Source organism: Parafrankia sp. Ea1.12, from assembly GCF_900465275.1.
Lineage (GTDB): Bacteria > Actinomycetota > Actinomycetes > Frankiales > Frankiaceae > Parafrankia > Parafrankia soli.
Genome location: NZ_UBIZ01000321.1, coordinates 12206 through 38769 on the forward strand (window position 1 = coordinate 12206; position 26564 = coordinate 38769).

At 72.7% G+C, this 26564-nt stretch carries 19 protein-coding genes; 11 read left to right on the forward strand and 8 right to left on the reverse strand.

The genetic code is table 11. The features are described from left to right. The first annotated feature begins 91 nt into the window (after positions 1-91). Positions 92-2050 (forward strand): CTP synthase, encoded by a 1959-nt coding sequence (locus FMEAI12_RS17130; protein ID WP_112106819.1) that lies wholly within the window; start codon positions 92-94, stop codon positions 2048-2050. Further along, on the forward strand, positions 2047-2670 hold the full coding sequence (locus FMEAI12_RS17135; protein ID WP_071065389.1) for an NUDIX domain-containing protein: 624 nt from the start codon (positions 2047-2049) through the stop codon (positions 2668-2670). Before FMEAI12_RS17130 ends, FMEAI12_RS17135 begins: the two co-directional genes overlap by 4 nt. 33 nt (positions 2671-2703) lie before the next feature. Here the strand turns inward: FMEAI12_RS17135 and FMEAI12_RS17140 are convergent, their stop codons facing one another. Both FMEAI12_RS17140 and FMEAI12_RS17145 read right to left on the reverse strand, forming a co-directional pair. Beyond that, on the reverse strand, positions 2704-3603 hold the full coding sequence (locus FMEAI12_RS17140) for a PKD domain-containing protein (protein WP_071065388.1): 900 nt from the start codon (positions 3601-3603) through the stop codon (positions 2704-2706). 2 nt (positions 3604-3605) lie between these two features. Then, the gene (locus tag FMEAI12_RS17145; RefSeq protein WP_235014097.1) at positions 3606-4307 is read right to left on the reverse strand and encodes a hypothetical protein; all 702 of its coding nucleotides are present in this window, start codon (positions 4305-4307) and stop codon (positions 3606-3608) included. Positions 4308-4405: 98 nt separating this feature from the next. On the opposite strand from FMEAI12_RS17145, the gene FMEAI12_RS17150 reads away from it, so the two are divergent. Beyond that, entirely contained in the window at positions 4406-5557 is a 1152-nt protein-coding gene (locus FMEAI12_RS17150; RefSeq protein ID WP_112106820.1) for a tyrosine recombinase, read from the forward strand. 190 nt (positions 5558-5747) lie between these two features. Here the strand turns inward: FMEAI12_RS17150 and FMEAI12_RS17155 are convergent, their stop codons facing one another. Beyond that, a complete protein-coding gene (locus FMEAI12_RS17155) occupies positions 5748-5966 on the reverse strand; it encodes a hypothetical protein (protein WP_006542192.1) in 219 nt (72 codons plus the stop codon). A gap of 629 nt (positions 5967-6595) precedes the next feature. Between FMEAI12_RS17155 and npdG the strand changes: the two genes are divergently transcribed. Beyond that, the gene (gene npdG / locus FMEAI12_RS17160; RefSeq protein WP_200835320.1) at positions 6596-7279 is read left to right on the forward strand and encodes an NADPH-dependent F420 reductase; all 684 of its coding nucleotides are present in this window, start codon (positions 6596-6598) and stop codon (positions 7277-7279) included. 15 nt (positions 7280-7294) lie between these two features. Continuing rightward, on the forward strand, positions 7295-8053 hold the full coding sequence (locus tag FMEAI12_RS17165) for a helical backbone metal receptor (protein ID WP_235014098.1): 759 nt from the start codon (positions 7295-7297) through the stop codon (positions 8051-8053). Between the two features lie 120 nt (positions 8054-8173). Here the strand turns inward: FMEAI12_RS17165 and panB are convergent, their stop codons facing one another. Next, positions 8174-9115, reverse strand: a complete 942-nt coding sequence (gene panB / locus FMEAI12_RS17170) for a 3-methyl-2-oxobutanoate hydroxymethyltransferase (RefSeq protein WP_112106822.1) — start codon at positions 9113-9115, stop codon at positions 8174-8176. A 576-nt stretch (positions 9116-9691) separates the two neighbouring features. Between panB and FMEAI12_RS17175 the strand changes: the two genes are divergently transcribed. Both FMEAI12_RS17175 and thrS read left to right on the forward strand, forming a co-directional pair. Then, complete coding sequence (locus FMEAI12_RS17175; RefSeq protein WP_235014099.1) at positions 9692-10336, forward strand: TetR-like C-terminal domain-containing protein; 645 nt, start codon at positions 9692-9694, stop codon at positions 10334-10336. 398 nt (positions 10337-10734) lie between these two features. Beyond that, a complete protein-coding gene (thrS, locus tag FMEAI12_RS17180) occupies positions 10735-12711 on the forward strand; it encodes a threonine--tRNA ligase (RefSeq protein ID WP_112106824.1) in 1977 nt (658 codons plus the stop codon). 54 nt (positions 12712-12765) lie between these two features. Here thrS and FMEAI12_RS17185 read toward each other — a convergent pair whose 3' ends face one another. Further along, positions 12766-14571, reverse strand: a complete 1806-nt coding sequence (locus FMEAI12_RS17185) for an NAD+ synthase (protein WP_112106825.1) — start codon at positions 14569-14571, stop codon at positions 12766-12768. Positions 14572-14823: 252 nt separating this feature from the next. On the opposite strand from FMEAI12_RS17185, the gene FMEAI12_RS17190 reads away from it, so the two are divergent. The 3 genes from FMEAI12_RS17190 (at position 14824) to FMEAI12_RS36245 (ending at position 21477) form a co-directional block, all read left to right on the forward strand. After that, positions 14824-16182, forward strand: a complete 1359-nt coding sequence (locus FMEAI12_RS17190) for a glutamine synthetase family protein (RefSeq protein WP_071065381.1) — start codon at positions 14824-14826, stop codon at positions 16180-16182. Between the two features lie 109 nt (positions 16183-16291). Beyond that, positions 16292-19441 carry a bifunctional [glutamine synthetase] adenylyltransferase/[glutamine synthetase]-adenylyl-L-tyrosine phosphorylase gene (locus FMEAI12_RS17195; protein ID WP_112106826.1) on the forward strand — a complete coding sequence of 1050 codons (3150 nt, stop codon included), beginning with the start codon at positions 16292-16294 and terminating at the stop codon, positions 19439-19441. Between the two features lie 524 nt (positions 19442-19965). Further along, positions 19966-21477 carry a hypothetical protein gene (locus FMEAI12_RS36245; protein WP_146776719.1) on the forward strand — a complete coding sequence of 504 codons (1512 nt, stop codon included), beginning with the start codon at positions 19966-19968 and terminating at the stop codon, positions 21475-21477. Positions 21478-21563: 86 nt separating this feature from the next. Here the strand turns inward: FMEAI12_RS36245 and glnII are convergent, their stop codons facing one another. Next, positions 21564-22634, reverse strand: coding sequence for a glutamine synthetase GlnII (glnII, locus tag FMEAI12_RS17210; RefSeq protein WP_071065378.1), 1071 nt, complete (start codon positions 22632-22634; stop codon positions 21564-21566). Positions 22635-23116: 482 nt separating this feature from the next. Then, complete coding sequence (glnA, locus tag FMEAI12_RS17215; protein ID WP_112106829.1) at positions 23117-24541, reverse strand: type I glutamate--ammonia ligase; 1425 nt, start codon at positions 24539-24541, stop codon at positions 23117-23119. Between the two features lie 283 nt (positions 24542-24824). On the opposite strand from glnA, the gene FMEAI12_RS17220 reads away from it, so the two are divergent. Then, positions 24825-25199, forward strand: coding sequence for an RDD family protein (locus FMEAI12_RS17220; protein WP_071065401.1), 375 nt, complete (start codon positions 24825-24827; stop codon positions 25197-25199). A gap of 188 nt (positions 25200-25387) precedes the next feature. On the opposite strand, the gene FMEAI12_RS17225 is transcribed toward FMEAI12_RS17220, so the two are convergent. After that, complete coding sequence (locus FMEAI12_RS17225; protein ID WP_112106830.1) at positions 25388-26401, reverse strand: DUF4191 domain-containing protein; 1014 nt, start codon at positions 26399-26401, stop codon at positions 25388-25390. Between the last annotated feature and the right edge of the window lie 163 nt (positions 26402-26564).

Genomic DNA, 26564 nt, shown 5'->3' on the forward strand with positions numbered 1-26564 from the left:
GGCGGGGCGTTGGCCTGCTCGGCACGGTGTTACCGTGAAGACCCGTGGAGGCGCCGGGGCCGGACCGGCGGCGTGACCACGGGGGTTCCGCGTGGCGCAGGCGCATGTGACCAAGCACGTGTTCGTGACGGGAGGTGTGGCGTCCAGTCTCGGTAAGGGACTGACGGCGTCCAGCCTCGGCCGTCTACTCAAGGCCCGCGGTCTGCGGGTCACGATGCAGAAGCTCGACCCGTATCTGAACGTTGATCCGGGAACGATGAACCCGTTCCAGCACGGCGAGGTGTTCGTCACCAATGACGGCGCCGAGACCGACCTGGACATCGGGCACTACGAACGCTTCCTCGACGTCGACCTCGACGGCAGCGCGAACGTGACCACCGGGCAGGTGTACTCGGCGGTCATCGCCCGCGAGCGGCGCGGCGGGTACCTCGGTGAGACGGTGCAGGTCGTCCCGCACATCACCGACGAGATCAAGGGCCGGATCCGCCGGCTGGCCACCGATTCGGTGGACGTGGTGATCACCGAGGTGGGTGGCACCGTCGGCGACATCGAGTCGCTGCCCTACCTGGAGGCGATCCGCCAGGTCCGGCACGAGGTCGGCCGGGACAACGCGCTGACGGTGCACGTCAGCCTCGTCCCGTACCTCGCGCCGTCGGGTGAGCTGAAGACCAAGCCGACCCAGCACTCGGTCGCGGCGCTGCGCAGCATCGGCCTGCAGCCGGACGCGGTGGTCTGCCGCTCCGACCGGCCGCTGCCCGACGCGCTCAAGCGTAAGATCGCCATGATGTGCGACGTCGACGACGAGGCGGTCGTCGGCGCACCGGACGCCGGCTCGATCTACGACATCCCGAAGGTGCTGCACAAGGAGGGCCTCGACGCCTACGTCGTGCGCCGGCTCGGCCTCAGCTTCCGGGACGTCGACTGGACGGAGTGGGACACCCTGCTCCGCCGGGTGCACCATCCCTCGAACACCGCCACGGTGGCGATCGTCGGCAAGTACGTCGACCTGCCCGACGCCTACCTGTCGGTGACCGAGGCGCTGCGCGCCGGCGCGTTCGCCGTCGACGCCCGCGCGGACATCCGCTGGATCGGGTCGGACGAGTTCACCTCGCCCGCCGCCGCCGCGCACGCGCTGGAAGGCGTGGACGGGATCATCGTTCCGGGCGGGTTCGGGATCCGCGGCATCGAGGGCAAGATCGAGGTGCTGCGGCACGCCCGCGAGCATGGCATTCCCACGCTGGGGATCTGCCTGGGCCTGCAGTGCATGGTGATCGAGGCCGGCCGTTCGCTGGCCGGGCTGGCCGGGTCGAACTCCACCGAGTTCGACCCGGAGACCGCCCACCCGGTGATCTCCACGATGGCCGACCAGCACGACGTGGTCGCCGGCAAGCGGGACATGGGCGGCACGATGCGGCTCGGCCTGTACCCGTGCGCGCTGGGCGCGGGGACCGTCGCCCGCCGGGAGTACGGCGAGCCGGAGGTGCTCGAGCGCCACCGGCACCGCTACGAGGTCAACAACTCCTACCGGGAGCGGCTGACTGCCGCCGGGCTGGTGTTCTCCGGCACCTCGCCGGACGGCCGCCTGGTCGAGGTCGTCGAGCTGCCGGCCGACGTCCACCCGTTCTACGTGGGGACGCAGGCGCACCCGGAGTTCCGGTCGCGGCCGACGCGCGCGCACCCGCTGTTCCGCGGGCTCGCCGCCGCCGCCGTGGCCCACGCCGACCGGCGCCGGGGCCGGCTGCCCGTCGACATCCCGGACGGTGGCGTCGGGGGCGGCGGCGTCGCGGGTGGCGGGCCCGCCGATGGTGACATGATCGGGTCGGGTGACGGTGACGCGGCCGGTGCGCGGGCGGGCAACGGTGCCCGGTCGGCCGGTGGGCGGGCCCGCCGGGGCCGTGCGGAGCAGAGCGTGGCGACCGGCGCCGGCACGACCGCCGGTGCCAGCGGTGCCGCGGGTACCGGTGGTGCCGTGGGTGCCGCATTGCCCGGTGGGTCCACGGGGCCGGCCGCGGCGGCCGGTGTGAGCGACGGAGAGCTGGTTTCCCCATGAGCGGTGCCGTGCACACCTACGAGGTGGCGGACAGCTCCGTCGCCTACCGCGGGCGGGTCATCGCCGTTCGCCGTGACATGGTGCGGATGCCCGACGGTGACACGTCCCAGCGGGACGTGGTGGTGCACCCGGGCGCGGTCGGCGTCGTCGCCCTGGACGACCAGGAGCGGGTGGTGATGGTCCGCCAGTACCGGCACCCGGTGGGCGGCCAGCTGTGGGAGCTGCCCGCGGGCATCCTCGACGTCCCCGGCGAGCCGGCGTCCGTCGCGGCCGCACGGGAGCTCGCCGAGGAGGCGGGCCTGCGGCCGGGCCGTCTCGACCTGCTCGTCGACGTCTACGCCTCGCCGGGGATGACCGACGAGGCCTTCCGGCTGTTCCTGGCCCGTGACCTGGTGGAGATCCCGGCGGCCGAGCGGCATGTCGGCGTCCACGAGGAGGCCGAGATGGACATCACCCGCGTCGACCTGTCGGAGGCGGTGGACCGGGTGATGCGTGGCGAGATCACCAACGGGATGGCGGTGATCGGCCTGCTGGCGACCTACCGCGCCCGGGTGGACGGGTACGAGCGGTTGCGCCCGCTCGGCTCGGAATGGTCGGCCCGGCCCGCCGCGAGCGGCTGATCGGCGCCCGTCGACAGTACCGGTGTACGGGGCTCAGTCGTTGTCGACGAGCACGCCGCCGGCCTCCTCGATGGTGATTGGCTCGGCCGCGGCGAGGACGACGTCCGCCAGCGGGAACGCCTGCGCCACCCCGGGCACGGTGAAGAAGCCGTCCCAGGTCACGGTGAGGGTCACCTGGTAGGTGCCCGGGCGGTGGTAGGCGTGGGCGACGTAGGCGTCCGGGTGGTCGCGGGGGGAGATCGCCGGGTCGTAGGGGCGGCCGGGCGCGTCCGGGCCGGTCTCGCCGTCGCCGAAGTCCCAGACGTAGTGCGGGTTCGCGCTGATCGTGGCCAGGACGGGTTCGGCGACGTCGAAGGTGAACGCGTCGGGCACCGCCGTGTGCATGATCGTCGGTAGGTTCGCGAAGCTGTTCCCGACCGGCTGGATCACTACGTCCGGGGTGGGCAGCAGCTCCTCGCGCAGGTAGTCGGCGAGCTGCGCGGCGATGTCGGCGACGGCGATGCCGTCGGGGTCGTAGAGCACCGGGCCGCAGTTCGCGACGAGCGCGTCGTACTCGGCGCGTTCCGCCGCGGTCATCTCCGGGGCGGGGCCGACGCCGGTCAGCAGCGCGCACAGCGCGTCCGGGTCGGGCGGACAGTCGTCGCCACAGCCGCCGCCACCACCCCCGCCGGTGGCGCCGCCGAGCGGTACCCGCTCGAGGTACCCGCCGCGGTAGCGGTACTGGTAGCCGTTGTCCGTGGCCCGGGTGTCGCAGCTGCCCCACCGCGCTCCGGTGCACGGGACCTGCGCCGCCGTCTCCGGACCGGGCACGGGGGCGGCCCAGGCGGGAGATCCCGGCGCGGACAGCGGGCCGGGACCGGCTCCGCCGAGGGCGAGCAGCGCGGCCGCGACCAGTGCGGCGAGGGCGGCCAGGTGGCCGCGGCGGTGACTCACGGCTACCCCGCGGCGTAGGTGATGGTCTGGACGCGCCAGCCGGGGCCGGTCAGCGCGAGGCGGGCCGTCGCGGTGCGGGTGGGCACGGCCGGTTCCGTGCCGGCGTCGCGGCCCGCCGGGTCGAGCAGGTGGACCTGTCGGGTCGTGGCGATGAAGCGAACGTCGACGACGGTGCCGATGCGTTCGCCGGCGGCCAGCCCGGTGATCTCGTAGGGCTCCTGGGCCGCGCGCAGCCCGAGCTGGTCGAGGCGGCGGGTCATGCCGACGTCCAGGGTGCAGGTCTGGCAGCCCGGCAGCGCGGTCGCCGAGACGTCGGCGACCCGCCCGCCGCGGGCGGCGGCGTTGATCTCGCGGTAGTAGGCCTCGACGACCCGGCCGGCCGCGGCGGGGGAGTCGTCGGACGGGTCGGCCGCACCGCCGGCCGGCCCGCCGGTGGTGGTCGGTGCCGAGGTGCCGGTGGCCGCCGCGGTGCCCGGGCCGCCGGCGGGGCCGGGGCTCACCGGGCCGCCGACCGTGGCGGAGCCGGGACGTGCGGGCGGCGGTGCCCCACCCGAGGGGCCCGCGCCTCCGCAGCCGGCGAGGACCGACCCCGCCAGGAGCGAGGCCGCGCAGACCGAGGCCGCGCGGGCCGATCCGGCGCGAACCGGGCCGGCTATCGAGGTGGTGGCGATGGTGTACCCCCGACGTGCGGCGAAACGTGACAATACAATGCCCGTCCGCACAAGCTGTCACGATAGACGCTCGACGGCGCCGTGGGACGGGCAACGGCGAACCGTCGCAGCCACGTCCTAATATCAGTTCGATGATGACCACGGTGGAAGGCGGCGACGCCCGCCGGGGTGGGCCGCCGGGCGATCCGGCCGGCCCGGTCCAGGTCATCGAGCGTTACCTGGACCACGTCGACGGCGAGCGCGGGCTGGCCCGGAACTCGGTGCTGGCCTACCGCCGTGACCTGCGCCGCTACCGCGAGCACCTGGCGGCCGGCGGGATCACCTCGCTGGCGGCGGTGGGGGAGGCGCAGATCGCGGAGTTCGCCGCCGCCCTGCGGGAGGGCGACGAGACCCATCCGCCGCTCGCCCCGGCGTCGGTGGCCCGGATGCTGGTCGCGGTCCGGTCGCTGCACCGGTTCGCCGCGCAGGAGGGCGACGTCAGCGAGGACGTGGCCCGTCCGGTCCGGCCGCCGGTGCCGCCCAGGCGGCTGCCGCGGGCGCTCACCGTCGACCAGGTGAGCGCGGTCATCGCCGCCGCGGTGGCCGGCGGCCCGGAGTACGCGGAGGTCTCCGGCGGCGACCCGGCGGAGCTGGCCCGGCGGCTGCGCTCCGCGGCCCTGCTCGAACTGCTCTACGGGACGGGCGCGCGGATCTCCGAGGCCGTCGGGCTGGACCTGGACGATCTCGACCTGGACCGGTCCGCGGTGCGGCTGCGGGGCAAGGGCGGGCGGGACAGGGTCGTCCCGCTCGGCCGGTACGCGGTGACCGCGCTGGAACGCTACCTGCGGCGCGGACGGCCGCATCTGGTCACCGAGTGTTCGGGGGCGGCGGTCTTCGTCTCGCGCCGGGGGAACCGGCTGTCCCGGCAGAGCGCGTGGTCGGCGCTGCGCGCGGCGGCGAACGCGGCCGGCGTTCCCGGAGCGTCGCCGCACGTGCTGCGGCACTCGTTCGCGACCCACCTGCTCGACGGCGGCGCGGATGTCCGGGTGGTGCAGGAGCTGCTGGGGCATGCCTCGGTCAGCACGACCCAGATCTACACGCTGGTCACGATGGACCATCTGCGTGAGGTGTACGCGTCGTCCCACCCGCGGGCCCTGCGACGCTCGCCCGGGTTCGGGTATCCGTCCGCGCCGGGCACGGGCGGCGCCGTGCCGGGCCCCGGCCTGGCCGCGGCGGACGCCGGCCTGGTGGCACCCGGTGCGGACCAGGTCTTTCCTCCGCGCCCTGCCGCCGGCACCCCGTGACGGGCACCCCGTTGTCGGATGCCCTCTGAGTTGTCGGGTGCCCTTTGAACGGTCGGCCGCCCATGGGTGACCGACGCGCGCGACGATGACCCCGGGCGACCCGTGAGGTCGACCGGCCTGCTTCCGGACCGGCCTGCTGCCAGAGCGTCCCTGTTCAGGACGGCCTTCGTTCGGGACGGTGCGAGCCGTTTCAGGACGGCGTGTACGGCCCCAGGCTCGGCATTCCGTTGGAGGGCGCGGGCGAGGGGACGCCGCCGACCCCGCCCACCGACTGGTTGCTGCGCTCGGCGAGAGTCTCGCCCACCTTGCGCGCGATCGCTTCCATCAGGCGCAGTGCCTGCGGCAGCGACAGGTTCAGCACCACTTCGCTGTCGTTCGTCATCGCGAAGCGAACCGACACGTCCGCCATTGCTCGACCTCTCTCGCCTGACTCGTAAGATCTGCCTGCCGAAGATCTGCTTGTTACGTGTGATTGGGAACGGTACGGCCCATCTGGGACGAACGCACGTCCGGGGCTCCCCGAAGCGTACGGATCCTCACGTTGCGTCAGGTCGTCGGTGCTCCGCGTCGTGGTCAGAGTTCGATGAAGATCCGCCACTCGTGCTGCTCCTTCGCCGATCGCGATGCTCCGCCGGAGGCGTCGGTGCCGCCTGCCCGAGCCGGGGATCAGTCCAGCTCACATCAATGATCACGATCGTAGCTACCCCGTTGTTTCTTCATAGTCCCCTATCGGGTGGGTGGCCCCGCGAGGGGGTGGGGGTAAATGTCCTTCCGTCGGCCGTTGTGTGCCCCTGTGTGCTGCGTGGGGCCTTCGTGGTATCTGACGGTCGAGGTCACCGGCAACCCTCGGGTGGGGAACCCCTCATGCCGATACCGCGTGCTCCCCGGTCCGCCCACCGCCTCTCCCTGGTAACCCGCCTCTCCCTGGCAGCCCACCGCGGGCCGGCGCTCGTCGGGTCGCGAACCCCGAACTGGGAGCGGAGTCACAGGGTGTGACGGTGGTCGGCACGTGGAGCGGGTTTCGGGCAGGATGGCCTGGTGAGCTCAGCATCGACGCCTCTTCCGGACGTCTCCTCGCTCGTGATCGGCATCCTCGGCGGTTCGGGGCCGCAGGGCGGCGGGCTCGCCGTCCGCTTCGCGATGGCGGGTCACCAGGTCCTCGTCGGGTCGCGCTCGGCCGAGCGCGGCCGGGAGGCGGCCGCGAAGCTGGCCGCGTCCGGGCGGAACATCTCCGGCGGCGACAACGCCGACGTCGCCGAGCGGGCCGACGTCGTGATCGTCGCCGTCCCGTGGGAGGGGCACGGCGAGCTGCTGGCCGACCTGCGCAAGCAGCTGGCCGGCAAGATCGTGATCGACTGCGTGAACCCGATGGGCTTCGACAAGGGTGGCGCGTTCGCGCTGCCCGTCGCCGAGGGCAGCGCCGCGCAGCAGGCCGCCGCCGTGCTGGCGGACAGCACCGTCGTCGGCGCCTTCCACCACGTGTCGGCCGTCCTGCTCATGGACGAGTCCGTCGAGTCGATCGACACCGACATCCTGGTCATCGGCGACGACCGCTCCGCGACCGACACGGTGATCGCGCTGGCGAACCGGATCACCGGGATGCGCGGCATCTACGCCGGCAAGCTGCGCAACGCCGGCCAGGTCGAGGCGTTCACCGCCAACCTCATCTCGGTCAACCGCCGCTACAAGGCGCACGCCGGCCTGCGCGTCACCGACGTCTGAGCGGGCGTCCACCCCGTGCCGGTCGACGATCTGGGTGAGCGGGTGGACGTCCCCGCTGTGGTCCGGCGCGTGGTCTCCCTGGTGCCGAGCCTGACCGAGTCCGTCGCGGCGACGGCGCCCGGCCTGCTGGTGGGGGCCACCGACTGGTGCTCCCGGCCGGCGGACCTGGCCGTGACGCGGGTGCGCGGCACGAAGAACCCGGACATCGCGGCGATCGTGGCGCTGGCGCCGGACGTCGTCTGCGCCAACGCCGAGGAGAACCGGCAGCCGGACCTGGACGCGCTGCGGGCGGCCGGGCTCGCCGTCTGGGTGACGGCGCCGACCACCGTGCCCGCGGCCCTGCGCAGCCTCGACCGCCTGCTGCGCCTGGCCTGCCTGCTGCCCCGTCCCAGCTGGCTGGAGACGGCGGAGCGGGTCTGGGCGGCGCCGAGCGACGGCCCGCGCCGGCGCGCCGTCGTCCCGATCTGGCGCCGGCCGTGGATGGCGCTCGGCCGCGACACGTTCGCCGGTGACCTGCTGGCCCGGCTCGGGGTCGACAACGCCCTCGCCGGGGCGGACGAGCGCTACCCGCGGGTGGATCTCGACACGCTGCCCGCACATGATCTCGTGGTGCTGCCCGACGAGCCGTACGCGTTCAGCCCGTCGGACGGGCCGGAGGCGTTCGTCGCGCCCGCGGTGTGCGTCTCCGGTCGGCTCCTCACCTGGTACGGGCCGTCGCTGGTCGAGGCCCGCGCGGAGCTGTCCACCGCGCTCGCCGCGGCCCCCCGGCCCTAACGGCGAAACCGGGACGGCGGGACGGCGGCGGCCGACGAACGTCGCGGGACAGCGGGATGGGCGGCGGGACGAACGGCGGGGCGGTGGGCCCCGGGTGCGGGCCCGCCGCCCCGCCGGAGGTCAGTAGCTGTGCTCGACAGTCGGGTAGAGGCCGCTCGACACCTCGTCACGGAACGCGGCCGCGGCGTCGGTGAGCGCCGTGCGCAGGTCGGCGAACCGCTTGACGAAGCGGGGCGCCTGGCCGCCGGTCAGGCCGGCCATGTCCTGCCAGACGAGGACCTGCGCGTCGCAGTCGGCGCCGGCGCCGATCCCCACCGTGGAGATCAGCAGCTCCTTGGTCACCCGGGCGGCCAGGTCGGCGGGGACGACCTCCAGCACGACGGCGAACGCGCCCGCCTCCTGCAGGCCCAGCGCGTCGGCGAGCAGGACCTCACCGGCGCCGTCGCGGCCCTGTACCCGGTAGCCGCCGAAGGCGTGGACGCTCTGCGGGGTCAGGCCGAGGTGGCCCATCACCGGGATGCCGGCGGCCACCAGCGCCTCGACCTGGGGCAGCACCCGCGCGCCGCCCTCGAGCTTGACCGCGTGTGCCCCGCCCTCCTTGAGGAAGCGGGTCGCGGTCGTCAGCGCCTGCTCGGGGCTCGCCTGGTAGGAGCCGAACGGCAGGTCGGCGATGACCATCGCGTGTGGCGCGCCGCGCACCACCGCGCGGACCAGCGGGACCAGCTCGTCCACGGTGATCGGGACGGTGGTCTCGTAGCCGTAGACGGTGTTTGCCGCGGAGTCCCCGACGAGGAGGACCGGGATGCCGGCCTCGTCGAAGATCCCGGCGGTGATCACGTCGTAGGCGGTGAGCATGGCCCACCGCTGGCCGCGGTCCTTGGCCGCGCGGATGTCGCGGACTGTGGTCCGGCTGTGGCTGGCGGGCCGGATGGTGGTCGGTGTGGCGGGCGCCTGGCCACCGGTTCGGGGCGTGGTCGGCGCGCCGTAGAGCGTCGCCGCCGGCTCCGTTCCGGGCGTGGCGGGGCCGCTGGATGAGCGGGGCTTGCCGATCGATGAAGTCATGCGATCTCCCGGTGATCCGTCCGGGCGCGGGATCGCGTCCCGGCGTGCCCCCATGCTGCCACCGATCCGCCTTCGCGCGGAGCCCTGCCGTGGGGCACCGGCCCGAGGGTGACATCGCGGCCCACGGGGTGGGGCCGGGCTGTCACCCTCGCGTGCCCTCCCTGGGCCCGGCGGCGGCGCATGCCGAGCGTGTCCGGATGGTCTCCATTGTTTGTGTGGAGTGTCGGAGCTGGTGTGTTGACCTGCGGTGGCGCATCATGCACAGGCGCGCTGCAATCGCAAACGGATGCGTGTGGCATCGCGCGGACGTACTGTCCGATCTTGTGAGCCGCGGGCGGGGAAACGTGCCGGCACAGTGTGCCCGGAGTCACCGGGTGCCCGGGTCGCCATGCCCGGGGCCACGGGTGCCCCGGGCCGCTGGGTGCCCAGGGGCACCGGGCGGGCAGACCCGACTGGGACGGTCCACGGTCCACGGTCCGTGGGTGGCGTGACGAAGGCGCGGGTGGCGTAGGGCATGCGGATGGACCAGTACGGCGACCGGCCTGGGCCGCCACCACCGTCGGGCCGGGCGGTCTGATGGCCGTCACACACGTGCGCGGGGCGGCGCCCGGGGGCCGGCCGGCGCCCGCGCCCTCAGGGGTGGTGCGCCCGCCGGGGCGTCCGCGGGACACCCGCTGCGACACCGCGATCATCCAGGCGACGCTGACCGAGCTGGCCACCAGCGGGTTCGGTGGGCTGTCGATGGAGGCGGTCGCGGCCGCGGCCGGGGTGGGCAAGGGCACCGTCTACCGGCGCTGGCCGACGAAGGGTGCCCTGGTCGCCGACGCGCTGGCGACGCTGGCGGAGCCCTACGAGCCGCACGACACCGGCTCGCTGCGCGACGACCTCGTCGCCGCGCTCAACTCGGTGCGCCGGCACAGCATCCAGACGCTGTCGGGGCGGATCATGCCGCGCCTGCTGGCGGAGAAGGAGACCCACCCGGAGTTGTTCGAGACCTACCGCCAGCAGGTGATCGTCCCGTCGCGGGAGCGGGTGGCAAGCGTCCTGCGGCGCGGGGTGGCCGACGGTGAGCTCCTGGCCGACCTGGACATCGACCTGGTGACGGACATGCTCGTCGGCCCGGTCTCCTACCGCCAGTACACCAGCGGGAGCCACGAGGTCAGCGGCACCCGGATCGGCCAGATCGTGGACACCGCCCTGGGTGGTATCCGCCTCTGCTGACCGGTCCCCGCCCACCGGCGGCAGCCGTCCGCCCACCGGGTGGTCGCCGGCCCGCCTGCCCGGCGAGGGCCGATGTGTCACTGTGCGTGTAATTCCGTTGGGGTGCCCGGAGCGCGCGAGTAGCATCGGCGGTCGGGACGACCTGGCAACCGCACGACCTGGCAACCGCACGACCTGGCAACCGCACGACCTGGCAACCGCACGACCTGGCAACCGCACGACCTGGCCCGCATCGCGGCCACGCGCCCGGTACCGGCGGTTCGAGGCCGGCACGCGGCCCAGCCGGCCCGACAACCAGAGAACCCGAGATTCGCAGATCCCCGAGAACCAGCCGATCCGTGATCAGGGGCGGTCACAGGCACGCCCCGGTCGTTCGTCCAACGCAGCAGGAGAAACCGGTGTCCGACGTCCGCGTAACCGTCCAGCGAGGTCAGCAGGCCGAGGAGCGGGTGGTGCGGACGGGGACTACGGCCGCCGAGCTCTTCGACGGGGAGCGGTCGGTGATCGCGGCCCGCGTGGGTGGTCTCCAGCGTGACCTCTCCCATCCGCTCGCCGCCGGTGACGTCGTCGAGCCGATCACCGTCGACTCGCCGGACGGGCGGGCCATCGTCCGCCACTCCTGCGCCCACGTGGTGGCACAGGCGGTGCAGAACCTGTTCCCCAAGGCCCGGCTCGGCATCGGCCCGCCGATCCAGGACGGCTTCTACTACGACTTCGACGTCGAGCGCCCGTTCACCCCGGAGGATCTCAAGGCCGTCGAGAAGCGCGCCCAGGAGATCATCAAGGCCGGTCAGCGCTTCGCCCGGCGGGTCGTCTCCGAGGACGAGGCGCGCGCCGAGCTCGCCGACGAGCCGTACAAGATCGAGCTGATCGGGCTGAAGTCCAGCGCGGGCGACGACGCCGAGGCCGGGGTCGAGGTGGGCGAGGGCGAGCTCACCATCTACGACAACCTCGACCCGAAGTCCGGCGAGCTGTGCTGGAAGGACCTGTGCCGCGGGCCGCACGTGCCCACCACCCGGCACATCCCCGCGTTCGCGGTCCAGCGCTCGGCGGCGGCGTACTGGCGGGGCAGCGAGCGCAACCCGCAGCTGCAGCGCATCTACGGCACTGCCTGGGAGTCCCGCGACGCGCTCAAGGCCTACCAGCACCGGCTGGCCGAGGCGGAGAAGCGCGACCACCGCCGGCTGGGCGCCGAGCTCGACCTGTTCTCGTTCCCGACCGAGATCGGGCCCGGCCTGGCCGTGTTCCACCCCAAGGGCGGCGCGATCCGCACCGTGATGGAGGACTACTCGCGGCGCCGGCACATCGAGGCCGGGTACGAGTTCGTCAACACCCCGCACATCACCAAGTCGGATCTCTACGAGATCTCCGGGCACCTCGACTGGTTCGCCGACGGCATGTACCCGCCCATGCAGCTCGACGGTGGGGCGGACTACTACCTCAAGCCGATGAACTGCCCGATGCACATCCTGATCTTCCGGTCGCGCGGCCGGTCGTACCGGGAGCTGCCGCTGCGGCTGTTCGAGTTCGGCACCGTCTACCGGTACGAGAAGTCCGGGGTCGTGCACGGCCTGACCCGGGTCCGCGGCCTCACCCAGGACGACGCGCACCTGTTCTGCGCCCGCGAGCAGCTGCCCACCGAGCTCGACACCGTCCTGAAGTTCGTGCTCGGCCTGCTGCGCGACTACGGCCTGGAGGACTTCTACCTCGAGCTGTCGACCCGTCCGCCGGGCAAGGCGATCGGCAGCGACGAGGAGTGGGAGGAGGCGACCGAGCTGCTGCGTGAGGCCGCCTCCAAGCAGGACCTCGAGCTCGTCATGGACGAGGGCGGCGGCGCGTTCTACGGGCCGAAGATCTCCGTGCAGGCCCGGGACGCGATCGGGCGCACCTGGCAGCTGTCCACCATCCAGGTCGACTTCCAGCTCCCGCAGCGCTTCGACATGACCTACCAGGCGGCGGACGGCACCCGCCAGCGCCCGTTCATGATCCACCGGGCGCTGTTCGGGACGATCGAGCGGTTCTTCGCGATCCTGCTGGAGCACTACGCCGGCGCGCTGCCGCCGTGGCTGGCTCCCGTGCAGGTGGTGGGCATCCCGATCACCGACGAGCACGTGCCGTATCTGACCGACGTGGCGGCGAAGCTGCGGCAGCGGGGCATCCGCGTCGAGGTCGACTCCTCCGACGACCGGATGCAGAAGAAGATCCGCACCGCCCAGAAGCAGAAGGTGCCCTTCATGCTGCTCGCCGGCGACGAGGACGTCGCCAAGGGCGCGGTGTCCTTCCGCTTCCGGGACGGCACGCAGCGCAACGGCGTGCCGGTGGACGAGGCCGTCGCGGAGATCCTCGACGCCGTCGAGCGTCGTATCCAGGTCTGAGCACGGCCCACCCCGCTCGTGGTCAGGCCGTCCGCGGGCGGGGCCGCCCGGCGGTCAGCCCGCAGAGTGGTCGCGCTCGCGCCAGCGAGAGGTGATCGGCAGCCGGCGGTCGCGGCCGAACGCCTTGGACGTCACCTTCGGCCCGGGCGGGTTCTGCCGGCGCTTGTACTCGGCGAGGTCGACCAGGCGGATCACCCGGTCGACCGTCGCCGGGGCGTGGCCCGCCGCCGTCAGCTCGGCCCGGCCGAGGTCGTGGCTGACGTAGTCGTCGAGCACGGCGTCGAGGACCGAATAGTCCGGGAGGCGGTCGGAGTCGAGCTGGCCGGGGGCGAGCTCCGCCGACGGCGGCTTGACGATGATCTCCTCCGGGATGGGCGGGACCTCGCCGCGGGCGACCGCCCGCGCGTTGCGCCAGCGGGCCAGCGCCCACACGTTGGTCTTCGAGACGTCCTTGATCGGGGCGAACCCGCCGGCGCTGTCGCCGTAGAGGGTGGAGAAGCCGGTGGCCAGCTCGCTCTTGTTCCCCGTCGTCAGAACCAGGTGGCCGTGCTCGTTCGACAGCGCCATCAGCAGCGTCCCACGGACCCGCGCCTGCAGGTTCTCCGCGGCCAGCCCGTGCAGGCCGCCCGCGGCCGCGAGCGCGGCGTGGAAGGCGGCCACGGTCGGCTCGATGGGGACGACGCTGTGCCGGGTCCGCTGCCGGCGGGCGAGCTCGGCGGCGTCGTCCAGCGAGCCCTGGGACGAGTGCGCCGACGGCATGGCCACGGTGTGCACGGCGTCCGGGCCCAGGGCGTCCACCGCGATCGTGGCCACCAGGGCCGAGTCGATGCCGCCGGAGAGCCCGAGCGCCACCGAGCGGAAGCCGTTCTTGCGGACGTAGTCGCGGGTCCCGGTGACGACGGCGGCGTACAGCTCGCCGGCGGGGTCGGGCCGGTCGGCGACCGTCGCCGGGCGCGGCTCCCAGGCCGGCAGCGGATCGGCGGCGAGCACGACGCGGCTGACGGCCATCGTGGTGCCGTCGCCGGCGTCCACCGGCCCGTCCGGGCCCGTCTCCGGGCCCACGCCGGTGCCGGCGCCTTCGGGCAGATCGAGATCGACGGTGAGCAGGGTCTCGGCGAAGACCGGCGCCCGGGCGAGGACCTCGCCGCCGGCGTCGACGACCAGCGAGTCGCCGTCGAAGACCAGCTCGTCCTGGCCGCCGACCAGGTTGACGTACGCCAGCGTCGCGCCGGCCTCGCGGGCGCGGCGCGCGCACAGCTCGTCCCGGTGGTAGGACTTGCCCTGCTCGTACGGTGACCCGTTGATACACAGCAGCAGCCCGACCCCGACCTCGCGGGCCACCGCGACCGGGCCGCCCTCCTGCCAGAGGTCCTCGCAGACGGTCAGGCCGACGTCGACGCCGTGCAGCCGGAACACCGGGAACGTGGTGCCCGGCACGAAGTAGCGGAACTCGTCGAACACCCCGTAGTTGGGCAGGTGGTGCTTGGCCGAGCGGGCCGCGACCCTGCCCTGCCACAGCACGGCGACGCAGTTCTGCGGCTCCCCGGCCGGACGTCCGACCGCCGGCGCCGGGGTCGGGGAGGCGTCGAGGTAGCCGACGACGACGGCGATCTCGCCGGCGCCCTCCTCTGCGAGCCGGACCGCCAGGCGCTCGAGGGCGGCGGCGGAGGCGGCCACGAAGGAGCGGCGCAGGACGAGATCCTCGGCCGGGTAGCCGGTCAGCGTCATCTCGCCGAACACGACCAGGTGCGCGCTGCGGGCGAGTGCCTGCTTGGTCCAGGAGCTGACCAGCTCCGCGTTGCCGTCCAGGTCTCCGACGGTGGTGTCCACCTGGGCGAGGGCGATCCGCAACTGGGCCATACAGGCAGCGTAGGCCGCGATGCCCCGGCCCGGCGGTGTCGCGGCGGGGGTGGGTACGAGCGGTTGCGGCGGCGCAACTTCGCTGTAACGTCAGGCGCGTCGGGTCGGATCAGTCGCTACTCTCGGGTCAAAGTACCCGGGGGCGCCGCGCCCCGGCTCGGAGTATCGGGCGGCGGCGCATCCGGGGGAAGATCACCGGAAGTTGACTCGGGGAGCCGTGCCGACGAGTCCACACCTCAGCGCGGAGGGCTCATGGACAAACAACAGGAATTCGTTCTTCGCACCCTCGAGGAACGCGACATCCGGTTCGTCCGGCTCTGGTTCACCGACGTCCTGGGGGTGCTGAAGTCGGTCGAGATCGCGCCGGCCGAGCTGGAGGGCGCGCTCGCCGAGGGCATCGGCTTCGACGGCTCCGCGATCGAGGGCTTCGCGCGGGTGCACGAGGCGGACATGCTCGCCCGGCCCGACCCGTCGACCTTCCAGGTGCTGCCGTGGCGCGGCGAGCACCCGATGACCGCCCGCATGTTCTGTGACCTGGTCATGCCGGACGGGACGCCCGCGGTCGCGGACTCCCGCTGGGTGCTGCGCCGCACGCTGGCGAGGGCGGCCGACGCCGGGTTCACCTTCTACACCCACCCCGAGATCGAGTTCTTCCTGCTCAAGCACCCGCCGACGCGCGGTGGCCCGATGCCGCCGCCGGTGGACGAGTCGGGCTACTTCGACCTGACCCCGAACGACATCAGCCACGACTTCCGCCAGCAGGCCATCGGCGTGCTGGAGCGGCTCGGGATCTCGGTGGAGTTCAGCCACCACGAGGTCGCGCCGGGCCAGCAGGAGATCGACCTGCGCTACGCCGACGCGCTCACCATCGCCGACAACATCATGACCTTCCGGCAGGTGATGAAGGAGGTGGCGCTGCGCCAGGGCATCTACGCGACGTTCATGCCCAAGCCGTTCAGCGACCAGGCCGGGTCCGGCATGCACACCCACATGAGCCTGTTCGAGGGCGACCGCAACGCCTTCCACGACCCGACCGACGAGTACCAGCTCTCCAAGGTGGCCAAGGCGTTCATCGCCGGGCTGCTGGTGCACGCGGCCGAGATCACCGCGGTCACCAACCAGTGGGTGAACTCCTACAAGCGGCTGGTCGGCGACCAGCGTGCCGGTGAGCTGATGGAGGCGCCCGCCTACGTCTGCTGGGGCCACAACAACCGCTCGGCGCTCATCCGGGTGCCGCTGTACAAGCTCAACAAGTCCAACGCGGCCCGGGTCGAGTTCCGGTCACCGGACAGCGCCTGCAACCCGTACCTGACCTTCGCGCTGATGCTCGCCGCCGGCCTGCGCGGGGTACAGGGCGGGTACGACCTCCCGGCACCGGCGGCCGACGACGTGTGGACGCTGACGGACGCGCAGCGCCGGGAGCGCGGCATCACCGCGCTGCCCGGGTCCCTCGCCGAGGCGATCGCGACCATGGAGACGTCCTCGCTCGTCCGGGAGACCCTCGGTGACGAGCTGTTCGACTTCTTCCTGCGCAACAAGCGCTCGGAGTGGATCGAGTACCGCAGGCAGGTCACGCCGTTCGAGATCGACCGGTACCTCCCGACCCTGTGAGGAGCCGGCGGCCGCGGGCCGCCGCTCCTCCGGAAGACGCGCCCATGCCCCACCAGACGTCCGTACCCCACCGGGTGACCGCGCCCGGCCGGCTGACCGTTCCCGTCAGATGACCGTCCCGGCCGCTGACCGGCGGCGCCACACGGCCGCCGCGCAGCTTGCCCGGCTCGGCTTCTCCGACGTCGAGCGGGTCGCCGCGACCATGCGGCGGATCGGGCTGCTGCCGGTGGATGACGGCGCGGGCGGGTTCGCGGTGAGCGCCGTCGTCGGCGAGCTCGCTGCCGCCGCCGATCCCGACCGGGCGCTGCGTTGCCTCGACCGGCTGCTGGACGCATTGAACGCCCAGGACACGCCGGACGCCCAGGACACGCTGGCGGGCGCGCGGCTGCTGACCGCGCTCGCCAGCCGGGCGGGCCTGCGCCGCCGGCTGGTCGCGGTGCTGGGCGCGAGCTCCGCACTGGGTGATCATCTCGTCGCGCACCCCGGGGACTGGGCGATCCTGGACTCCGACGAGGCGATGACCGGCCCGGTCGATCCGGTGGCGGCCCGCGGCAGGCTGCTGCGGGCCGTCGGCGCGGACCCGGGCGCCGTCGAGCCCCGCGCCCGCGGCGCCGGCCCGGACGTGCTGGACGCGCTGCGCCTGGCCTACCGGCGCGCCCTGCTCGTCCTGGCCGCGCGGGACCTCACCGGGGCGGTGACCCTCGACGACGCCACCGCCGAGCTCGCCGCCCTCGCCGGGGCCGCCCTCGACGCCGCCCTCGCCGTGGCCCGCGCCGGGCTCGGGCCTGGCGACGTCCCCGTCCGCCTCGCCGTGATCGGGATGGGCAAGTGCGGCGGGTGCGAGTTGAACTACGTCAGCGACGTCGACGTCCTGTTCGTGGCCGAGCCGGTACTGACGCCGAAGGCGGCGGCTGGGACTGAGACGGCGGCTGGGACTGAGACTGTGCAGGCGCGGATGCCGGAGGCGGCGCCGGGTCTGGAGGCGGTGCTGCGCACCGCGACGCGGCTCGCCGAGGGGGTCGTCCGGGTCTGCGGCACGCCGACCGCGGCCGGCGAGCTGTTCCAGGTGGACGTCAACCTCCGCCCGGAGGGGCGGCACGGCGCGCTGGTGCGCACCCTCGACAGCCATCGGGCCTACTACCGGCGCTGGGCCCGGACCTGGGAGTTCCAGGCCCTGCTCAAGGCCCGCCCGATCGCCGGTGACACCGAGCTCGGCCGGCGGTTCGCCGCGATGGTCGCCCCGATGGTGTGGACGGCGGCCTCCCGCCCCGGGTTCGTCGCCGACATCCGGGCCATGCGGCGGCGGGTGGAGCGTTCGCTGTCACGCTCCGAGGCCGACCGCAACCTCAAGCTCGGCCCCGGCGGGCTGCGCGACGTCGAGTTCGCGGTGCAGCTGCTGCAACTGGTGCACGGCCGGGCGGACGCCAAGCTCCAGGTCGCGTCCACCCTGGACGCCCTCGACGGGCTGGCGCGCGGCGGGTACGTCGGCCGCCGCGACGCCGCCGGGCTCGCCGACGCCTACCGGTTCCTGCGCGCGGCCGAGCACCGGCTGCAACTACAGCGGCTGCGCCGGCTGCACACGCTGCCGCGCGATCCCGGGGAGCTGCGCTGGCTGGCCCGGTGCATGGGCCTGCCGGGCGCCACCGAGCTGGAGGCGGAGCACCGCCGGGTGGCCCGCTTCGTCCGTTCCCTGCACGAGAAGCTCTTCTACCAGCCGCTGCTGGAGGCCGTGGCCCGGCTGTCCGCGGAGGAGATGCGGCTGACCCCGCAGGAGGCCGCCGACCGGCTGGCCGCGCTCGGCTTCGCCAACCCGGCCCGCTCCCTGCGTCACATCGAGGCGCTGACGAACGGCGTGAGCCGCACGGCGGCCATCCAGCGGCACCTGCTGCCGGCGATGCTGCCCGCGTTCGCCGACGCCCCTGAGCCCGACGCCGGGCTGCTGGCGTACCGGCAGGTCAGCGAGGCGCTCGGGCGCACCCCCTGGTACCTGCGGCTGCTGCGGGACTCCGCCGGCGCCGCCGACCGACTCGCCCGGGTGCTGGCCACCAGCCGCTACGTCGCAGACCTGATGGCCCGGGCGCCGGAGTCGGTGCGGCTGCTGCGCACCGAGGAGGAGCTGCGCCCGGTGCCGCGGGAGGCGCTGGTACGCACTCTGCTCGCGGTCGCGCACCGCAACCCCGACGCCGAGGACGCGGTCGGTCGGGCCCGGGCGGTGCGCCGGGTGGAACTGGTCCGGGTGGCCTGCGCGGACCTGCTGGGCCTGCTCGACGTCGGCGCGGTCGGCCGGGCCCTCTCGGACGCCGCCGCGGCCACGATCGAGGCCGCCCTGCTGACCGCGCGCCGCCAGGTCGCCGGCGTCAGCGGTGGCTCGGACGGGCTGCCCGTCCGGCTGGCCGTCGTCGCGATGGGCCGGCTCGGCGGTGGGGAGCTGTCCTACGGCAGCGACGCCGACGTGCTCTTCGTCCACGAGGCGGAGCCCGGGGTCGGCGAGGCGCGCGCGGCCCGGCTCGCCGCCGAGATCATCGGTGAGCTGCACCGCCTGCTCGCGCTGCCAGGGCCGGACCCGCGGCTCACGCTCGACGCCGCGCTGCGCCCGGAGGGACGCAGCGGGCCGCTGTCCCGCACGCTGGAGGGCTACGCGTCGTACTACGACCGGTGGTCGCTGGCGTGGGAGGCTCAGGCCCTGCTGCGCGCCCAGCCGCTGGCCGGCGACGCGGAGCTCGCGGGCCGCTTCTGCCGGCTCGTCGACCGGGTCCGCCATCCGCGCGGGCTGCCCGCCGGCACGATCGCCGAGACCGTGCGGCTGCGCGGGCGGATGGAACGGGAACGCATCCCCCGCGGCGCCGACCGCGCCCTGCACGTGAAGTTCGGCCCGGGCGGGCTGACCGACGTCGAGTGGACGGTGCAGATCCTCCAGCTCGGCCACGCCTGGCGGCTGCCGGACCTGCGTACCACCGCCACCCGGGACGCCCTGCGCGCCGCGGCCCGCGCGGGCCTGGTCACCGCGGGCGAGCTCGCCGCCCTGGACGCCGCCTGGACGCTCGCGTCCCGGGTCCGCAACGGGATCATGCTCACCTCCGGCCAGGCCGGGGACCTGCTCCCGGCTGGCCCGCCCGGTCTCGAGCGGGTCGCCCGCGCGCTGGGCTACCCGGCGGAGGCGGTGGGCGAACTGCCCGGTGACTACCGCCGCGCCGCTGCCCGCGCCCGCTCGGTGGTGGAGGACGTCTTCGCCCGCGAGCAGCACATCGCTCACGGCTGACTGGCTCCGCGGGGGCGGCGACGGCGACGGCGACGGAGCCGGTGGCGGCCGCCGCGGGCCCGCGGCGCGTTCCGGCGGCGGGGACGTCTTGAGGAACTGGTCGGGCGACCAGGGACGCAGGAAGCGGACACGCACAGACAAAGGGCGTAGCTGGCGATCGCCGCCGTCTCGGGGCTGACTCCGAGGAAATGCGTGGCGAGCGCCGTGAGTGCCATTGGAGCGAGCGGCGCGCTCAGCTGCGTGTAGTCACGGTTGGGATGGGGCATGCTGTTCCCTCTCTTAGGTACCCGCGTACCGTCGGTATGCCGGCATCCATAAGACTGTCCGGGAACGCTCCTGGCAATAGAAACAACTAGCGGACGTGAAGATGCGTTTCTGTGGCGACGAAACTCGAATTGAGACGGGAGTTGCGACGATGTTGCAAGGGGTTGTTACCGCGGTGTCAGCGATGCGGAGGAACCCGGAGACCGGCTGCCCTGCAGTGCTTCTGACCTGTTGCAACGAGATGGTCAAGGAGTCGGAACGTGCGTGACGGCAGGGCCTCCAAGGGCGGTCGTGTTCCGCGGGTCGCCGTGGGCGTCGAGCCGGACCACAGGGAGCTTCTGGATTTCTTCCACCTGCTCAAAAAATGTTTTGGGACGCCGCTGTACAAATGTTCGCTGGACCAGACGCCGGCCGGCAGGACCCGGGCGAACAGGCAATTCAGAGGAGAGGTTCCGCTTCGCTGGGAAGATGCCGAGCGTTATCTTCTCCTTCAGCCGGAACCGGTCCGAGAGAAGGTCCTGTGGATTGCGCGTGTCGAATACGTCCACTGGTCTGTAGGTTCACGGGCGAGACGAAGATGGCCGCTGAGACCGGACGAGGAAAAACTTGTCGAGGAGGTGCTGGCGGCCGGTGGGTTCGCCCGTCAGCTCGCCGCCGTACGGCGCGCGGTCGACCAGCTGCGACAGGGGCATTACGACCTGGCGGGCACCGGGGATGCGGGCAGTACCGAGGCGGATCTCCGACCGGACCCGGCTCGCCGCCGGCCGGGGGCCGTAAGCGGGTTGCTGCCAGCGCCGAGGGCAGACGCACCCACCCGGTTACCCGAGGACACTGCCGGGGCGCCGGCACAGGCCCTTGAGGCGGCTGCGGAGGCGATCGCAGACGGACTACGTCATCGCCTCATCGAGCTGGAAGCCGTCGTCGAGCGTCAGCGGGGCGAGATCGTCACGGCTCTCACCCGCCAGGTCGAGGCCACCCGCCGGGCCGAAACCGCTGAGAGTCGCGCCCGAGAGGCGTACGGACAGAAAGAAGTCCTGCGCCATCAGGTTGAAATGCTCACCCGGGAACTGGCCCGGCGAACGGCCGCGGCCAACGTGGTCTCGGCCGCGCGGCAATCGTCAGCGCCACCGCCGACAGGTCGCGGGGTTATGCAGCCGTCGACGGCCGTGCCCGGACCGGGGCCTGCCCGCCCACCGCGTCTCGGCTGGCGAGCCAGAGCGGGCCTGCGGGCCGCCGTCCTGATCATCGCTATGGCGAGAATGATCGCCTTCGAGACGGTCGGTCCGCGTACTCCGCAGGAGCACCTGCAGGCGATGGCCCGAACGGGAGACCGTGTGGATCGCCTTCGAGCCTCGGCCGTTGTGGGGCTGTTCGAAGGCGTCTCGTACGACTTGGCCTACGACCTGACTCCTGGGCGCATCCGCGCCGAGACGATCTTCACTGTCTCTGACGGGGCTGTCGCCCATGCGTTCAGCGCTCTACCAGAGCTGACCGGGGACCAGGGGCGCTGCGGCGGCCTACAGGTCCACTACGCAGTCTTCGCGGGCGCCGCTGGCCTCGTGACAGAGGACGATCTTGATCTGGACGCGGCCCGAAGCCGGGATCTGATCAAGTGGAAGTCCTTTGTGCCAAGCAGAACCATCGAACTCATCGTCGACACCCCCGCGGTGCCCACCGGTTGCGGTGCCACCCTCGATTTCAACGAGGCGGTCGTCCGTATCGCTCCGTTTCAGCCGGCGGGCGATGTGGGCGCGGTCAGCGGGCTGCGCTGATCTCGGCAATCAGGTCCGTAGCCCCCGGCGGGTCGCCGGAGGCCACGGACCTGTCGTGTGACGCCAGGCCGCACGCGGCCTGGCGGTCAGACCTTGGCGGTCGCGTCGGCGGTCTGCGACGGCACGAACAGGGTCGGCTTGTCGCCGGCCAGCGCGCTGCAGCAGGTGTCGACGATCAGCGAGGAGACCACGTACGGGTCCATGTTGGCGTTCGGCCGGCGGTCCTCGATCCAGCCCTTCTTGGCCTTCTCGACGGCCCACGGGATCCGGATCGACGCACCGCGGTCCGAGGCGCCCCAGGAGAACTTGTTCCAGGGGGCGGTCTCGTGCTTGCCGGTCAGCCGCAGCTCGATGCCGTCACCGTAGTGGGTGACGTGCTCCATCACCCGGGTGCCCAGCGCCTCGCAGACGGCGACGATGGCGTCCCAGCTCTCCATGGTCTGCTTGGTGGAGAAGTTGGTGTGCGCTCCGGCGCCGTTCCAGTCACCGGCCATCGGCTTGGCGGCGAACGACACCGACGCGCCGAAGTCCTCGGCGATCCGGTGCAGCAGCCAGCGGCCGACCCAGATGTGGTCGCCGATCGCGGGGGTCGGCAGCACGCCGATCTGGAACTCCCACTGGCCCATCATGACCTCGGCGTTGGTGCCCTCGATCGCGAGGCCGGCGTCCAGGCACGCCTGGGTGTGCTTCTCGACGATGTCCCGGCCGGGCATCTTCTCGCCGCCGACGCCGCAGTAGTACGGGCCCTGTGCCTCGGGGTACCCGGCCGCCGGCCAGCCGAGGGGACGCCCGTTCTGGAAGAACGTGTACTCCTGCTCGATGCCGAACATCGGTGACATGTCGGCGTACTTCTCGGCCACCGCCCGGGCGGCGGCGCGGGTGTTCGTCGGGTGCGGGGTGAAGTCGGTCAGCTGGACCTCACACAGCACGAGCACGTTGTCGCCGCCGCGCAGCGGGTCCGGGCAGGTGAAGACAGGCTGCAGGACGCAGTCGGAGTTCGAACCCGGGGCCTGGTTCGTGCTCGAGCCGTCGAAGCCCCAGATCTCCGGCTCCTTGCCGCCCTTGACGATGCGGGTCTTGCTCCGCATCAACGGCTCAGGCTCGGTGCCGTCGATCCAGATGTACTCGGCCTGATAGCTCTTCGACTTGGAGCTCACTCGTACTCCCCGTGGTTGACGTGGCACGTGACGGAGCGACTGTGTGATCGGCCGGGGGAGGGCCGACCCCGGCCGCGACTGACGCAGGGTTCGTCCGGAGCTTCGTCGGGCCTCGTTTCCAATCAGTTCCCGGGGTGTTAATTCTCGGTCACCGGGGTGTTGCTGCACGGCCATAGTCGCGGCGCGGAAGCGAATACCCGCCGGTTCGCGGGAACCACCCCGGAAAAGCTGCCGTAACGACGGACGGCCCGTGCCCACGGGTTCGTGGACACGGGCCGTCCGTCATCAGCTGATATCCGCCCACCGTCGCCGGCGGTGTTCGGGGAAGGGCCAGCCGCAGGTCGCAGCGGCTGTCGGGTGGGTGGCGCCGGGGGTGGGCCGTAGGTCATACGAGAAGCCCCCGGCGCCGCTCTCGCCAGGTGTGGCGGGAGTCCGCCCGCCCCGTTGGTGGCGCCGCTCCGGACCGGGAGGGATATCGCGGTCTAGATGTCGTAGTAGAGGCTGAACTCGTACGGGTGCGGGCGTAGCCGGATGGCGTCGACCTCGTTCATCCGCTTGTAGTCGATCCAGGTCTCGATGAGGTCGGGGGTGAAGACGTTTCCTTCACGGAGGAACTCGTTGTCGGCCTCGAGGGCGTCGAGGACCTTCTCGAGTGAGCCGGGCACCTGCGGAACGGCGGCGAGCTCGTCCGGCGGGAGCTCGTAGAGGTCCTTGTCGATCGGGTCCGGCGGGTCGATCTTGTTCTTCACGCCGTCCAGGCCGGCCATCAGCATCGCTGCGAACGCCAGGTACGGGTTGCAGCTCGGGTCCGGCACCCGGAACTCGACCCGCTTCGCCTTCGGCGAGTCGCCGCCGAGCGGAATCCGGCAGCACGCCGAGCGGTTGCGCGCCGAGTAGACGAGGTTCACCGGGGCCTCGTAGCCGGGCACGAGCCGCCGGTAGGAGTTCGTGGTCGGGTTGGTGAACGCGAGCAGGGCCGGCGCGTGGTGCAGCAGTCCGCCGATGTAGTAGCGCGCGGTGTCGGACAGGCCGCCGTACCCGTTCGGGCTGTAGAAGAGCGGCTCGCCGTCCTTCCACAGGCTCTGGTGGGTGTGCATGCCGGACCCGTTGTCCTCGAAGAGGGGCTTGGGCATGAAGGTCACGGTCTTGCCGCGGCTGCGCGCCACGTTGCGGATCACGTACTTGTAGAGCATCAGGTTGTCGGCCGTCTTGAGCAGCGTGTCGTACCTGATGTCGATCTCGGCCTGGCCGGCGGTGCCGACCTCGTGGTGCTGCATCTCGACGGTGATGCCGACCTCGAAGAGCACCCGGGTCATCTCCGAGCGCAGGTCGGTGAAGTGGTCCGTCGGCGGCACGGGGAAGTAGCCGCCCTTGAACCGGGGCTTGTATCCGAGGTTGCCGCCCTCCTCCTTCCGCGCGGTGTTCCACGCGGCCTCCACCGAGTCGACCGCGTGCATCGACCCGTAGGGGTTGTAGTCGTAGCGGACGTCGTCGAAGATGTAGAACTCGGCCTCGGGGCCGAAGTAGGCGGTGTCGGCGATCCCCGTGCCGCGCAGGTAGGCCTCGGCCTTCTTGGCGATGTTGCGCGGGTCGCGCGAGTACTGCTCCTTGGTGATCGGGTCGTGGATGAAGAACGTCATTGCGAGGGTGGGGTGCTCGCGGAACGGGTCGACAAACGCCGTCCGAGGGTCCGGAAGGAGCAGCATGTCAGATTCATGAATCGCCTGGAATCCGCGGATCGACGATCCGTCGAACATGAGCCCATCGCTGAAGACCGACTCGGAGAAAACCTCCGTGGGGATTGTGAAGTGCTGCATCACCCCGGGAAGGTCACAGAATCGTACGTCAATGAACTGAACGCCTTCGTCCCGGATATAACGGAGCACGTCGTCGGCGTTTGTGAACATCCACCCTCCAGCGTTTGTCAGGTATCCATGGACTGACAGGGTACGCTCCGGTCGGTTGCGTGATGTGACCGCATGGCGTACCGGGGATATCACCGGGTTGTTTCCGAGATGTTACCGTAACGGCGTTCGTGACGGTACGTCATCGCCCGGTTGGCGCGGGATCGCCGCATAGGCTTGCGCCGTGGGACGCGCACTCGGAGGTTGGCTGGAAGGGCCCGGGCTGCCTCGGGACACACCACCCGGAGCCCGACTCGGGCTCCCGGCGGAGGGCCCCGGTTCGGTGGTGGGGTTCGGTCCCCGCCTTGTCGCCTATGCCGTCGACGCGGTGATAGCGAACCTGCTGGTGGGAGTCCTGTTCCTCGTCGGCGTCAGCGCCGCGGGGGATGCGCGCGGCTTGGCCGTGTACGGAGCGTTCCTGCTCGAGGAGCTCCTGCTGGTCGCCGTCGTCGGGCAGACCATCGGCATGCGGCTGGCGGGCATCCGGGTCATCCGGGTGCGCGACGGGGCGCGCCAGAGCTGGCCCTGGATCGTCGTGCGGACACTGCTGCTGGCGCTGTTCATCCCGATCTTCATCTGGGACCGCGACCTGCGTGGCACCCACGACCGCGCCGCCGGAACGGTGGTCGTGCGCGACCCGGTCACCTCACCGACGACCTGAGCCCGCGCGGAGCCCCGAGCCGCACCACCGGACGGCCCGGTAGGCCCGGTAGGCCCGGGGGGTGCCGGCCGTGCCGGTTCAGCCGCCCCGTGGCGGGACGGTGCCGGCGGCGGGACGGCACCCCGGCAGCACCGGGGCCGGCGAACCGGGCCCCGGACGGTCGGGGCCCGGTCAGTCGGGGTGCGGGCTCAGCGGAGCCGGCCGCCGCGGGGGATGTTCCGCGGGATGGGGCCCTTGGGGATCGGCAGCGCCGGGGCGCTGACGGCCTTCAGCCTGCGATCGAGGGCGTCCACATCGCGCTTGCGCAGCTCGCGGCGCAGCCGCATGAGCGTGCTCTGCAGCTTCGGCAGTGGGATCTCGCCCTCGCCGTTCCCGACGACGTAGTCGAGCAGCGGCGCCTCGCCGACGATCTTGCGGATGCGGCGCTTCTCCGCGACGAGCAGCTCGCGCGGGCCGCGCCCGCGACCCTCCGCGATCAGGATCACGCCTGCCCGACAGACCACGCGGTGGACCACATCCTGATGCCGGTTCACGCCGACGGCGGGGGTGAGCCGCCAGTCGCCGCGCATCCGCTCGACGACGCCGGCGGCGGCGCCCGGCTTGCCCTCCATCTCGGCGTACGCGGTCTTCTGGACGCGCCGGCTGAACACGTTCAGCGCGACGACCAGCCCGAGCAGCACCGCGATCGGCAGCCACACGTACAGCGGGCCGACGAAGACCCCGAGGATGACGCCGACCGCGATCGGGCCGGCGAGCCCGAGCAGGCTCAGCCACAGCACCCGCGGGTCACGCTGCTTGGTGATCTTGTATACGAGGCGGATCTGCGCGAGCCTGGCGCGCGCCCCACCAGGCTGGCCGCCACCACCACCACCAGCGGGCGGCGGCGGTGTAGCGGCCCGCGCGTTCCGGCCGGCCTTGGCCGGCGGGTCGGACGGACCGCTCTGGCCAGCCTGGTCGGACCTACCGGCCCGGCGGGCCTTGCCACCGGCCTTCGGGGATCCACCCTTGGGGGCGCCGCCGGTCGGCCCGCCCGCCTTCGGGTCCCCAGCCTTCTGGGCACCCCCGCGCGCGCCCGCGCGTGACCCGGCCGCACCCGTTCCACCCGGCCGGCGGGCGGCCCCGCCACCCGTCGTTCCGCTTCCACCCGCGGCCGCGAGCACCGGCTCCCCGCCGGCTCCGGCCGGCTTCTTCCGCAGCGCCATAGACGCGAGCCTACGGCCTCGAACGGGGTGCCTGGCGACTGCTCCGGTAACGGAGGTCAGGAACGGGCGGCGGCCGCCGCCCGTGAGCGCACCGGCGAGACCCGTGGCGCCGAGATCCGGGGGACGGGGAACGTGGCCCGGGCCGGCGGCGCGGGCCACGTTC

Bases quoted from the DNA above. Each gene is read 5' to 3' on its own strand.
- FMEAI12_RS17190 (WP_071065381.1), top strand. From the start codon at position 14,824: ATGGACAAACAACAGGAATTCGTTCTTCGCACCCTCGAGGAACGCGAC.
- FMEAI12_RS17135 (WP_071065389.1), top strand. From the start codon at position 2,047: ATGAGCGGTGCCGTGCACACCTACGAGGTGGCGGACAGCTCCGTCGCC.
- FMEAI12_RS17150 (WP_112106820.1), top strand. From the start codon at position 4,406: ATGATGACCACGGTGGAAGGCGGCGACGCCCGCCGGGGTGGGCCGCCG.
- FMEAI12_RS17155 (WP_006542192.1), bottom strand. From the start codon at position 5,966: ATGGCGGACGTGTCGGTTCGCTTCGCGATGACGAACGACAGCGAAGTG.
- FMEAI12_RS17175 (WP_235014099.1), top strand. From the start codon at position 9,692: ATGGCCGTCACACACGTGCGCGGGGCGGCGCCCGGGGGCCGGCCGGCG.
- glnA (WP_112106829.1), bottom strand. From the start codon at position 24,541: ATGTTCACAAACGCCGACGACGTGCTCCGTTATATCCGGGACGAAGGC.
- FMEAI12_RS17225 (WP_112106830.1), bottom strand. From the start codon at position 26,401: ATGGCGCTGCGGAAGAAGCCGGCCGGAGCCGGCGGGGAGCCGGTGCTC.
- panB (WP_112106822.1), bottom strand. From the start codon at position 9,115: ATGACTTCATCGATCGGCAAGCCCCGCTCATCCAGCGGCCCCGCCACG.
- FMEAI12_RS17195 (WP_112106826.1), top strand. From the start codon at position 16,292: ATGACCGTCCCGGCCGCTGACCGGCGGCGCCACACGGCCGCCGCGCAG.
- FMEAI12_RS17185 (WP_112106825.1), bottom strand. From the start codon at position 14,571: ATGGCCCAGTTGCGGATCGCCCTCGCCCAGGTGGACACCACCGTCGGA.